Below are 11,903 nucleotides of genomic sequence, written 5' to 3'. Positions count from 1 at the left end.
CCCCGCCCACCGCCCACCGCCAACCGCCGACCGCCGCCGCGAACCGCCGTCACCGTTCGCGGCCCGCCCTCATTCCGCGATGCATCGCCCGCCTGACACGGCGCGGGCACTTTCCGCCTTGCGCATCGCTCGAAGCCTCAGCGGCTTTCCTGCGCGAAAGCGCCGAAAATGGGAAAGCCGTGCGCAAACACGGCTCGCGGCGCGGTGCGAAAGTCCGTCGGAGGCCGCCAGTGTGGCAAACTTCGCGCTTGATCGACGCCGGCCCCGGCACGCTATTCGCTCACGCTACGCCGCATTTCGTGAACCGCGTCGCCGGGACGCAACGAAGACGCATAAAGGATTCGCTTGAAACTTCCCTACGAATGGCAGATTGGCTGGCGCTACACGCGCGCCGGCAAACGCACGACCGGCAACGGTTTCATCTCGTTCATCGCGCTCATTTCGATGTCGGGCATCGCGCTCGGCGTCGCGGCGCTGATCGTCGTGCTTTCGGTGATGAACGGCTTTCAGCGCGACGTGCGCGACCGCATGCTTTCCGTGCTCGCGCATATCGAAATTTTCTCGCCGACGGGCACCATGCCCGACTGGCAGCTCACCGCGAAGGAAGCGAAAACCAATCCCGAGGTGATCGGCGCGGCGCCCTACGTGGACGCCCAGGCGCTGCTCACGCGCGGCGACAGCGTCAACGGCGTGCAGTTGCGCGGCGTGGAGCCCTCGGAAGAACCGCAGGTGTCGGACATCGGCAAGGAGATGAAGGCGGGCAGCCTGAACAATCTCACGCCGGGCAGCTTCGGCATCGTGCTCGGCGGCGACCTGGCCATGAATCTCGGCGTGACGGTCGGCGATAAAGTGACGCTCGTCGCGCCCGAAGGCTCGATCACGCCGGCCGGCATGCTGCCGCGCCTGAAGCAGTTCACGGTCGTGGGCGTGTTCGAGTCGGGGCATTACGAATACGACAGCACGCTCGCGCTCACCAATATCCGCGACGCCGAAGTGCTCTACCGGCTCGGCGCGCCCAGCGGCGTGCGATTGCGCCTGAAAGACATGCAGAAGGCGCCGGCCGTCGCGCGGCAGCTCGTGCATACGCTCTCCGGCGATCTCTACATTCGCGACTGGACGCAGCAGAACAAGACGTGGTTCTCGGCCGTGCAGATCGAAAAGCGCATGATGTTCATCATCCTCACGCTCATCATCGCGGTCGCGGCGTTCAACCTGGTGTCGTCGCTCGTGATGACCGTGACCAACAAGCAGGCCGATATCGCCATCCTGCGCACGCTCGGCGCGCAGCCCGGCTCGATCATGAGGATTTTCGTCGTGCAGGGCGTGACGATCGGCTTCGTGGGCACGGGCATCGGCATCGCGCTCGGCTGCCTGATCGCGTGGAGCATTCCGTGGCTCGTGCCGATGATCGAGCATCTGCTCGGCGTGCAGTTCCTGCCGCCTTCGGTGTATTTCATCAGCGAGCTGCCTTCGGAACTCGTGCCTGGCGACGTGATCCGCATCGGCGCGATCGCGTTCGTGCTGTCCGCGCTCGCGACGCTTTACCCGAGCTGGCGCGCCGCCAGGGTTCGCCCCGCGGAGGCGCTGCGCTATGAATGACCGTCAATCGAATCAAGCCATGTCCAGCGATCATCCCTACGTGCTCGAAGCGCACGGCATTTCCAAAGTGTTCGGCCAGGGCGCGCTTTCCGTGCAGGTGCTGCACGACACCGACCTCAGCGTGAAGCGTGGCGAAAAGCTCGCCGTCGTGGGCGCCTCGGGTTCGGGCAAGAGCACGCTGCTGCACGTGCTGGGCGGTCTCGACGAGCCGGGCGCGGGCAAGGTTTCGCTGCTCGGCAAGCCGTTCACGGAGCTGTCCGAGCGCGAGCGCAACGATTTGCGCAACCGCGCGCTCGGTTTCGTCTATCAGTTTCATCATCTGCTGCCCGAATTTTCGGCGCTCGACAATGTGGCGATGCCGTTGCGCATTCGCCGCATGCCGCAGGAAGCGGCGCGCGCCGAGGCGTTGGCGATTCTCGATCGCGTGGGGCTTGCGCATCGCGCGCGGCACCGGCCGGGCGAACTCTCGGGCGGCGAGCGTCAGCGCGTGGCCATCGCGCGCGCGCTCGTGACGAAGCCCGCCTGCGTGCTCGCCGACGAACCCACGGGCAACCTGGACGGCAGCACCGCCGACAACGTGTTCAACCTGATGCTCGAACTCTCCGACCAGTTCGAAACGAGTTTCGTGATCGTCACGCACGATCCCGAGCTTGCGGCGCGCTGCGACCGTATCGTGCGCCTGCGCGACGGCATGCTGCACGAGGAGCCGGTCGTTCCGGTCTGAGCGCTTTTTCTTTCGCCACGCGAGGCCACGCCGATCATGTGGGTCGATACGCACTGTCATCTCGATGCCGGCGAGTTCGATGCCGACCGCGACACGGTCGCCGCGGCCGCGAAGGCGGCGGGCGTCTCGCGCATCGTGATCCCGGCCGTGGCGCGCGAGAACTTCGCGACGGTGCGCGCGCTCGCGCATCGCACCGAAGGCGCGGTCTACGCGCTGGGCATTCACCCGCTCTACACGCCGCAGGCGCGCGACGAGGATCTCGAGGTCTTGCGCCGCGAGATCGAAGCGAGTCTGAGCGATGCGCGCTTCGTCGGCATTGGCGAGATCGGGCTCGACTACTTCGTGCCGGGTCTCGACGAAACGCGCCAGCAGCACTTCTATGAGGCGCAGCTGCGGCTCGCGCGCGAGTTCGGCTTGCCCGCGATCTGCCACGTGCGCAAGTCGCAGGATCGCGTGCTCGCGGGGTTGCGCCGCGCGGGCGTGAAGACCGGCATCGCGCATGCGTTCAACGGCAGCTTCCAGCAGGCGCGCGCCTTCATCGAGCACGGCATGCATCTGGGTTTCGGCGGCAATCTCACGTTCGAGCGCGCGTTGCAGATTCGCCGGCTCGCGGAGCAGTTGCCGCTCGAGGCCATCGTGATGGAAACCGACGCGCCCGACATCTCGCCGGCCTGGCTTTATCGCGAGCGCAACACGCCCGATCAGGTGCCGCGCATCGGCGCCGTGCTCGCCGGCTTGCGCGGCTTGAGTCCCGAGGAAATCGCCCTTGGCACAACGGCTAACGCTGCGTCCGCGCTGCCCCGGCTGGCGCTTTCGTCCGCATAATCGTCGATAAGGCGGTGCAGCGCTGCCTCATGCGACGGAGGCGGAATGCGGGCGGTGTGGTGCGGGTTTGCGCTGGGCGTGATCGTGTTGCAGCGGCAAGCGGAGTTGCCCGGGTGGCGCGCGTGGCTCGGGCTCGGTTTGGTGTTCGCGCTCGCGGCGGCGTGGGCGGTTTTCGCGTTGCGCGGGACTTTGCTCGACGATTGCCGCGACGCTGGCAGCGCGCGTTGGCATGCCGTGCGTGCCGTGCGCGTTGTGCGTTCCCTGCGTGCCGTGCGTGTTATGCGCGTCGTGCGCGTCGTGCGTGTTGCGCGTTCCCTGCGTGCTGTGCGTTCCCTGCGTGTTGTGCGTCCGATGCGGTTGTTGCAGGTGGTGCGTGTGTTGCCTCGCGCGCGCGTGGCGAGCGGTTGGGCGGCGGTGTGGATCGCGGCGCATTGCGCGGGTTTCGGCTATGCCGCGTGGCGCGCCGAAATGCGGCTTGCCGAGTCGCTGCCGCTTGCGTGGCAAGCGCGCGATGTCGGCGTTAGCGGCTATATCGCCAGCCTGCCCACCTACGGTCAAGGCGACGGCGGCGCGAGTTTTCTCTTTCGCGTCGAATCGTGGGGCGAGCAGCGCGCGGGCTCGCCGCTGCCGCGTTTGATTCAGTTGTCGTGGATGCCGCGCGAGACGCCGTTGCCGCCGCTCGTGCCGGGCGCGCGCTGGCGGCTGACGGTGCGGCTCAAACGTCCGCACGGCAACGGCAACTTCGGCTTGCGCGACACCGAAGCCGCCTTGCTCGCGCGCGGCGTGCGCGCAACGGGTTATGTCAGCGATGGGCTTCACGCCACGCGTCTTGCCGCCGATGCGCGCAACATCGGCGTGCTCGTCGAGCGCCAACGCGCCGCGCTGCGCGCGCGCATCGACGCCGTGCTCGGCAGCGCGCCGCATCGCGGTATCGTCATCGCGCTCGCAACGGGCGCGCAGGATGCCGTGAGCGACGCCGACTGGCGGCTCATGCGCAATACGGGCACGAGTCATCTGGTGGCGATCTCCGGGCTGCATCTGGCGTTCGTCGCGGGTCTGGCGGGATGGGCGGCCGGCGCGTGCTGGCGGCGCATGCGCTGGCGCGGCGTTGCCGCGCCGCTCGTCGTTCCGGCGCAACGGGTCGCGCTCGCGGGCGCGCTGCTCGCGGCGGCCGCCCACGCGGCGCTGGCGGGCTTCAACGTGCCGGTGCAGCGCGCGCTCGGCATGTTGTCGGTGGCGGCGCTCGCGCTTTTCGCGGGACGCGCGGTCGACCGTTCGATCGTGCTGGCGTGGGCGCTCGGGTTCGTGCTGCTGCGCGATCCGTGGTCGGTGACGGCGGCGGGGTTCTGGCTTTCGTTCGGCGCGGTCGCGGCGATCCTGTATGCGGCGACGGGCGTGCCGCACACGCGCCGCGAAGCGCCCGCCGACGCCGATGCCGACGCCGATGACGACCTCGTGAATCCGATGCGCGACCGGGAAGCCGCGCCCGCTGCGCGTGGGCGAAGGCCGTGGTTGAAAACGTTCGCGCCGCGCGCCGGCTGGCGCGCCGCATGCCAACGCGCGCGCGCGTCTATCGCCGGCAGCGCCCGCGTGCAATGGGCGGTGACGCTCGCGCTCGCGCCGCTCACGGCGTACTGGTTCGGCCAGATACCGCTGATCGGGCCGTTCGCGAACGCCTTTGCGATCCCTTGGGTGAGCGCACTCGTCACGCCCGCGGTGCTCACGAGCGCGGCGCTACCCCGGCCGCTCGATGCGTTCGCGTTGCGCGCGGCGCATCGGTTGATCGACTGGCTCATGCAGGCGCTCGGCGCGTGCGCGGATTTGCCCGGCGCGGTGCTGCGCCTGCCTCAGCCCGGCGCGTGGCCGCTCGCGTGCGCGGCGGTGGGCGTGGCGTGGCTGCTCGCGCCGCGCGGCTGGCCGTTGCGCTGGCTCGCGCCGCTCACCTGGCTGCCGCTGGTGGCCCCCGCGGTGATGCCCGCGCCGGGCGGGCCGCCGCCGGGCGCATTCCGGCTCACGGCGCTCGACATCGGGCAGGGCACGTCGGTGCTGGTCGAAACGGCGCGTCACACGCTCTTGTTCGACGCGGGTCCGGGCCCGGAATCGACGCACGCGGGCGAGCGCATCGTCGTGCCGTATCTTCAGACGCACGCCGTGCGGCGGCTCGACACGCTGATGGTCAGCCATGACGATTCCGATCATTCGGGCGGCGCGCCGGCCGTGCTCGATGCGATCGGTGTCGGCGCTTTCGTGGCGGGCATCGCGCGCGCGCATCCGTTGTGGGCGCAAGCGCGCGAGCGGGGCGCGCAGCGCGTGCAGTGCGCCGCGGGGCAGCGCTGGCAGTGGGATGGCGTGGGCTTCGAAGTGCTGTGGCCCGATCCGGGGCCGATCACGGGCAAGCCGAACGCGCATTGCTGCGTGCTGCGCGTCTCCAGCGCGGCGGCTCGGGATGCCGCGCCCGTCGTCGCGCTCATTGCCGCCGATACCGAAGCGGACGCCGAGCGCGCGCTCATCGCCCGGGATGCCGCGCACCTGCGCGCGCAGGTGCTGGTCGTGCCGCATCACGGCAGCCGCACCTCGTCGACCGAGCCGTTCCTCGATTCCGTTTGGCCGCTTGTCGCAATATTTCAGGTAGGCTTTCTCAATCGCTTTCATCATCCGCATCCGGGCGTATTCGCGCGCTACGCAGCGCGTCATATCGTGCTGGCCCGCAGCGACGCGGACGGCGCGGTGCGCATCGAGGCGCGGGCGGGCGCGATTGCCGTCGAACGCTTTCGCGAGCGCGAGCGGCGCTACTGGATGGACCCGCGGCCGCCCGACTGAACGCGTCATGCGGATGGCGTCGGCCAAGCACGCCTCACAAGCAAGAAGAAGAGACAAACCAGAGAGACAGCGCGCCCTTGAAAAACGTCATTCATTTCTCGCACGCGAACGGCTTTCCGGCCTCGACGTACCGCACGTTCTTCGCCGAGCTTGGCGATCGCTACGAACTGCGTTACATCGAGCGCATCGGGCACGATCCGCGCTATCCGGTCACGCGCGACTGGCCGCATCTCGTCGAACAGCTCGTCGACGATATCGGCCGCAGCTACGAGGAGCCGGTCTGGCTCGTGGGCCATTCGCTCGGCGGTTATCTTTCGTTGATGGCCGCGCTGAAAAAGCCGCAGTGGGTGCGCGGCGTGGTGATGCTCGATTCGCCGGTGATCGCGGGTTGGCGCAGCAGCCTGCTGCGCATCTCGCAATGGACCGGTCTCGACGAACGGCTTTCGCCGGCCGCCGCCACGCGCACGCGCCGCACGAGTTGGGCGAGCCGCGAGGAAGCCTGGCGCCATTTCCATGCGAAGCCCGCGTTCGCGCGCTGGGACGAACGCGTGCTTTCCGACTATGTCGACTTCGGCATGCCGCAAAGCTCGCCCGACGGCACGCGCACGCTCGCGTTCGATCGGCACATCGAATACATGATTTACCGCACGTTGCCGCATACGCTCGGCGCGCGGCTCGTGCATGGCTCGCCGGTGCCGGTGAGCTTCATCGCGGGCACGCGTTCGCGCGAAGTGCGCCAGGTCGGGCTCGACGCCACGCGGCGCCTCGCGGGCGAGCGTTTCGAGTGGATGGAAGGCAGCCATTTGTATCCGATGGAGCGGCCCATCGAAACCGCGCGCGCCGTGCAGCGGCTGCTTTTCGCGATGGAAAACGGCGTCTGAACCGGGCGCTTCGGGCAAGCCCCGGCCTGAAGCCCTGGGCGAACTTCGGGCCGCGCTCGCGTGGGCGCGATACCGGCTGTGGGCGCGCGAACGCTCGCGCGGCGGGACGCCCGCGAAGCGGTGCGGACGCGTCCGCGATGCGGTCGCGGTGTTCGCGCCGAACGCCGGGATCGAGCGCCGCCGCACCACGCGCGATGCCCGCGCAAAATTCAGGGTTAGCCCTTGCTTTCAGGTATAATCCGTTTTTCCCGCGAGCATTCAGCGATGACCAAATATGTTTTCGTCACCGGCGGCGTAGTTTCCTCCCTCGGCAAGGGTATTGCCGCCGCCTCCCTCGCCGCGATCCTCGAATCGCGCGGTCTCAAAGTCACCCTCCTCAAGCTCGATCCCTACATCAACGTCGACCCCGGCACGATGAGCCCGTTTCAGCACGGCGAAGTGTTCGTGACGGAAGACGGAGCGGAAACCGACCTCGACCTCGGCCACTATGAGCGCTTCATCAGCACGAAGATGCGCAAGGCCAACAACTTCACCACGGGCCAGATCTACGAATCGGTGATCCGCAAGGAACGCCGCGGCGACTATCTCGGCAAGACCGTGCAGGTCATTCCGCACATCACCAACGAAATTCAGGCGTTCGTCGAGCGCGGCGCGGCGTCGGCCACCTGCGGCGAGCCCGACGTGGCGATCGTCGAAGTGGGCGGCACCGTGGGCGACATCGAGTCGCTGCCGTTCCTCGAAGCGGCGCGTCAAATGAGCCTGCGCCTTGGCCGCAACAGCGCGTGCTTCGTGCATCTCACGCTCGTGCCGTTCATCGCCACGGCGGGCGAACTCAAGACCAAGCCCACGCAGCACAGCGTGCAGAAGCTGCGCGAAATCGGCATCTATCCGAACGTGCTGCTGTGCCGCGCCGACCGCCGCATTCCCGACGACGAGCGCTCGAAGATCTCGATGTTCTCGAACGTGCCGGAAGACGCCGTGATCTCGGTGTGGGACGCCGACAGCATCTACAAGATTCCGCAAATGCTGCACGATCAGGGTCTCGACTCGATCGTCTGCGACGAGCTGAAGCTCTCCGCCAAGCCCGCCGATCTGTCGATCTGGTCGGAAATGGTCGAAAAGCTCGAGCATCCCCAGCATGAAGTCACCATCGGCATGGTCGGCAAGTACGTCGATCTGACCGAGTCGTACAAGTCGCTCATCGAAGCGCTGCGCCATGCGTCGATCAAGACCTCGACGAAGGTGAACATCGAGTACCTCGATTCGGAACAGATCGACGAAGAGGGCGTCGAAAGCCTCAAGCATCTCGACGCGATTCTCGTGCCGGGCGGTTTCGGCCGCCGCGGCACCGAAGGCAAGATCAAGGCCATTCAGTACGCTCGCGAAGCGAAGGTGCCGTATCTCGGCATCTGCCTCGGCATGCAGCTCGCGGTGATCGAATTCGCGCGCGACGTGGTGGGCCTCAAGCACGCGAACAGCACGGAATTCGACCCCGACACGCCCGACCGCGTCGTCGCGCTCATCACCGAATGGGCCGACCGCGAAGGCAAGGTCGAAAAGCGCACCGAAGACTCGGACCTGGGCGGCACGATGCGCCTCGGTTCGCAGCGCTGCCCGATCAAGCCAGGCACGCTCGCGTCGGAAATCTACGGCAAGGACGTGAACGAGCGCCATCGCCACCGTTATGAAGTCAATAACGGCTACGTGCCCAAGCTCGAGGCGGGCGGCCTTATCATCAGCGCGCGCACGCCCACGGAAGACCTGCCGGAAATGATGGAACTGCCGCGCGAGATGCACCCGTGGTTCGTCGGCGTGCAGTTCCACCCGGAATTCACGTCCACGCCGCGTGACGGCCATCCGCTATTCAAGGCGTATGTCGAAGCGGCGCTCGCGCACCAGCAGTCGCGCGCCCAGGAGAAAGCATGAATCTGTGCGGTTTCGAGATCGGTCTCGACAAGCCGTTCTTCCTGATCGCGGGCACCTGCGTCGTCGAATCGGAGCAAATGACGATCGACGTCGCGGGCCGCCTGAAGGAAATCACGTCGAAGCTCGGCATTCCGTTCATCTACAAGTCGTCCTACGACAAGGCCAATCGTTCGAGCGGCAAGTCGTTTCGCGGCCTCGGGATGGACGAGGGCCTGCGCATCCTCTCCGAAGTGAAGCGCCAGCTCGGTCTGCCCGTGCTGACCGACGTACATTCGGAAGCAGAGATCGGGGCCGTGGCGGCGGTCGTGGACGTGCTGCAAACGCCCGCGTTCCTGTGCCGTCAGACCGACTTCATCCACGCGTGCGCGCGTTCGGGCAAGCCGGTCAACATCAAGAAAGGCCAGTTCCTCGCGCCGCACGACATGAAGAACGTGATCGACAAGGCGCGCGAAGCCGCGCGTGAGGCGGGGCTTTCCGAAGACCGCTTCATGGCGTGCGAGCGCGGCGTCTCGTTCGGCTACAACAACCTCGTTTCGGACATGCGCTCGCTTGCGATCATGCGCGAGACCGGCGCGCCGGTCGTGTTCGACGCCACCCATTCGGTGCAGTTGCCGGGCGGGCAGGGCACGAGTTCGGGCGGCCAGCGCGAGTTCGTGCCGGTGCTCGCGCGCGCGGCCGTGGCCACGGGCGTCTCGGGTCTCTTCATGGAGACGCACCCGAAGCCCGCCGAAGCGAAGTCCGACGGTCCCAATGCCGTGCCGCTCGGCCGCATGGCGGACCTGCTCGAAACGCTCGTGACGCTCGACCAGGCGGTCAAGCGCGCGCCGTTCCTCGAGAACGACTTCAACTGACGTAACGATGCAGTGCGCGCCGCTTCGGTTGCACGGGCGGCGCGATGGAGGAGCAGCGCGGCAGTCCGCAAGGCGCTGCGCGCGAGCGATGTCACGAAGCGGCATCGTCCTGCGCGTAGCATGGCTTGCGCGCCGCGCTTGATGTAGAAAGCAGCGTGGCAGCGCGCGGGCAAACCGGTGAAACGGCGGCCTGCGGCGCTGCGGCAAGTGAACCCGAGACTGCGCCGCCGTCTGTCCCCGGCGCGCCGTGGGCGTTTCATGCGACGGCGTTTCGGTCCACGCGCGGCTCACGCGCGAAAAGGCCGCACGGCGCCGGACGAAGCAACGGCGGGCCGCGCGCAGCGAGCCGCCGGGCGGGCGCCGGTCGCGCAAGAATGACTGTCATTTTCTGAGGAAACCATGAGTGCAATCGTAGATATCATCGGTCGCGAGATTCTGGATTCGCGCGGCAATCCCACCGTCGAATGCGACGTGCTGCTCGAATCGGGCACGATGGGCCGCGCGGCCGTGCCTTCGGGCGCGTCCACGGGCTCGCGCGAAGCGATCGAACTGCGCGACGGCGAAGCCGGCCGCTACAACGGCAAGGGCGTGCTCAAGGCCGTCGAGCACATCAACACCGAAATCTCCGAGGCGATCATGGGCCTCGACGCGTCGGAGCAAGCTTTCCTCGACAAGACGCTGCTCGAACTCGACGGCACCGACAACAAGTCGCGCCTCGGCGCGAACGCCATGCTGGCCGTGTCGATGGCCGTCGCGAAGGCCGCCGCTGAAGAAGCCGGCCTGCCGCTGTACCGCTACTTCGGCGGTTCGGGCGCGATGCAACTGCCGGTGCCGATGATGAACATCGTCAACGGCGGCGCGCACGCGAACAACAGCCTCGACATCCAGGAATTCATGATCGTGCCGGTGAGCCAGCCGACCTTCCGCGAGGCGCTGCGTTGCGGCGCGGAAGTGTTCCACGCGCTCAAGAAGATTCTCTCGGATCGCGGCATGAGCACGGCGGTGGGCGACGAAGGCGGCTTCGCGCCGAATTTCGGCAGCAACGACGAATGCCTCTCCACCATCCTGCAAGCGATCGAAAAGGCCGGCTATCGCGCCGGTGAGGACGTGCTGCTCGCGCTGGACTGCGCGGCGAGCGAGTTCTACCACGACGGCAAGTACCAGCTCGCGGGCGAGGGCCTGCAACTGTCGTCGGCGGAATTCACCGACTACCTCGCGACGCTGTGCGACAAGTTCCCGATCGTCTCGATCGAGGACGGCATGCACGAGTCCGACTGGGCCGGCTGGAAGTTGCTCACCGACAAGCTCGGCAAGAAGATCCAGCTCGTCGGCGACGACCTGTTCGTCACCAACACGCGCATCCTGAAGGAAGGCATCGAGAAGGGCATCGGCAACTCGATTCTCATCAAGATCAACCAGATCGGCACGCTGACGGAAACGTTCGCGGCTATCGAGATGGCCAAGCGCGCGGGTTACACGGCCGTGATCTCGCACCGCTCGGGCGAAACCGAAGACTCGACGATCGCCGATATCGCCGTGGGTCTGAATGCCGGTCAGATCAAGACCGGTTCGCTCTCGCGTTCGGACCGCATTTCGAAGTACAACCAGTTGCTGCGCATCGAGGAAGACCTCGGTGATATCGCCAGCTATCCGGGCAAGTCGGCGTTCTATAACCTCCGTTAAGCGGACTTGACGCCGGCAGCGGCCTTGCTGTCCTACTTCGTTCCCGTTCACCGCCGCCCTGCGTATAGCGCAGGGCGGCGTGTATTTATCCGGCACCTTTCATGCGGCTTGTCACTGTCGTCCTGATCATTCTGCTCGTGCTGATCCAGTATCCGCTCTGGTGGGGCCACGGTGGTTGGCTGCGCGTGCATGAATTGCAGCAGCAGCTCGCGCAGCAGCAAAAGCAGAACGACGACGAAAAGCTGCGCAACGAGCGCATTGCGGGCGAGGTGCAGGATTTGCAGAACGGCACCTCGGCCGTCGAGGAGCGCGCGCGCTACGAGATGGGCATGGTGAAGGACGGCGAAGTGTTCGTGCAGTTCGTTTCGCCGAACCAGCCGCTGCCCAGCACGCCGAGCGGATCGTCGAACACCTCGACGCGCGGCGAGATGTCGGCGGCGCCGGTGCGTGTGGTGCCGAACCCGGTGTCGCGCGTGCCCGAGAAAAAGCACGGGCACGGCAAGGAAACGAAAAAGAAAGCGGGTTGAACGGGTTTTCGCAATCCGCATTCGGCGACGGTTTGCAGGCAACAAAAAAGCGCGGCAATGAGCCGCG

At 66.9% G+C, this 11,903-nt stretch carries 9 protein-coding genes; all 9 read left to right on the top strand.

Annotated elements, in window-relative coordinates; translation table 11 throughout:
* Nucleotides 1-345 precede the first annotated feature (345 nt).
* On the top strand, nt 346-1,599 hold the full coding sequence (locus tag U5805_RS31170; protein WP_322107341.1) for a lipoprotein-releasing ABC transporter permease subunit: 1,254 nt from the start codon (nt 346-348) through the stop codon (nt 1,597-1,599).
* Nucleotides 1,592-2,323, top strand: a complete 732-nt coding sequence (lolD, locus tag U5805_RS31165; RefSeq protein ID WP_322107340.1) for a lipoprotein-releasing ABC transporter ATP-binding protein LolD — start codon at nt 1,592-1,594, stop codon at nt 2,321-2,323. The genes U5805_RS31170 and lolD overlap by 8 nt, the downstream gene beginning before the upstream one ends.
* 36 nt (nt 2,324-2,359) lie before the next feature.
* Nucleotides 2,360-3,148 (top strand): TatD family hydrolase, encoded by a 789-nt coding sequence (locus tag U5805_RS31160; RefSeq protein WP_322107339.1) that lies wholly within the window; start codon nt 2,360-2,362, stop codon nt 3,146-3,148.
* 45 nt (nt 3,149-3,193) lie between these two features.
* Nucleotides 3,194-5,968 (top strand): ComEC/Rec2 family competence protein, encoded by a 2,775-nt coding sequence (locus U5805_RS31155; protein WP_415914695.1) that lies wholly within the window; start codon nt 3,194-3,196, stop codon nt 5,966-5,968.
* Between the two features lie 77 nt (nt 5,969-6,045).
* Nucleotides 6,046-6,849, top strand: a complete 804-nt coding sequence (locus U5805_RS31150; RefSeq protein ID WP_322107337.1) for an alpha/beta hydrolase — start codon at nt 6,046-6,048, stop codon at nt 6,847-6,849.
* A gap of 264 nt (nt 6,850-7,113) precedes the next feature.
* Complete coding sequence (locus U5805_RS31145) at nt 7,114-8,775, top strand: CTP synthase (protein WP_322107336.1); 1,662 nt, start codon at nt 7,114-7,116, stop codon at nt 8,773-8,775.
* A complete protein-coding gene (kdsA, locus tag U5805_RS31140; RefSeq protein WP_322107335.1) occupies nt 8,772-9,626 on the top strand; it encodes a 3-deoxy-8-phosphooctulonate synthase in 855 nt (284 codons plus the stop codon). Before U5805_RS31145 ends, kdsA begins: the two co-directional genes overlap by 4 nt.
* 399 nt (nt 9,627-10,025) lie before the next feature.
* Complete coding sequence (gene eno, locus U5805_RS31135; RefSeq protein WP_322107334.1) at nt 10,026-11,309, top strand: phosphopyruvate hydratase; 1,284 nt, start codon at nt 10,026-10,028, stop codon at nt 11,307-11,309.
* Nucleotides 11,310-11,410: 101 nt separating this feature from the next.
* On the top strand, nt 11,411-11,836 hold the full coding sequence (gene ftsB, locus U5805_RS31130) for a cell division protein FtsB (protein WP_322107333.1): 426 nt from the start codon (nt 11,411-11,413) through the stop codon (nt 11,834-11,836).
* The last annotated feature ends 67 nt before the right edge of the window (nt 11,837-11,903 follow it).

This window comes from Paraburkholderia sp. J41 (assembly GCF_905220235.1).
Taxonomy (GTDB): Bacteria; Pseudomonadota; Gammaproteobacteria; order Burkholderiales; family Burkholderiaceae; genus Paraburkholderia.
This window is presented reverse-complemented; position numbering and strand designations above follow the sequence as displayed.

What these genes read in the sequence shown, in the direction of transcription:
- ftsB (WP_322107333.1), top strand. Translation starts at nt 11,411, where the DNA reads ATGCGGCTTGTCACTGTCGTCCTGATCATTCTGCTCGTGCTGATCCAG.
- U5805_RS31155 (WP_415914695.1), top strand. Translation starts at nt 3,194, where the DNA reads ATGCGGGCGGTGTGGTGCGGGTTTGCGCTGGGCGTGATCGTGTTGCAG.
- lolD (WP_322107340.1), top strand. Translation starts at nt 1,592, where the DNA reads ATGAATGACCGTCAATCGAATCAAGCCATGTCCAGCGATCATCCCTAC.
- eno (WP_322107334.1), top strand. Translation starts at nt 10,026, where the DNA reads ATGAGTGCAATCGTAGATATCATCGGTCGCGAGATTCTGGATTCGCGC.
- kdsA (WP_322107335.1), top strand. Translation starts at nt 8,772, where the DNA reads ATGAATCTGTGCGGTTTCGAGATCGGTCTCGACAAGCCGTTCTTCCTG.
- U5805_RS31160 (WP_322107339.1), top strand. Translation starts at nt 2,360, where the DNA reads ATGTGGGTCGATACGCACTGTCATCTCGATGCCGGCGAGTTCGATGCC.
- U5805_RS31145 (WP_322107336.1), top strand. Translation starts at nt 7,114, where the DNA reads ATGACCAAATATGTTTTCGTCACCGGCGGCGTAGTTTCCTCCCTCGGC.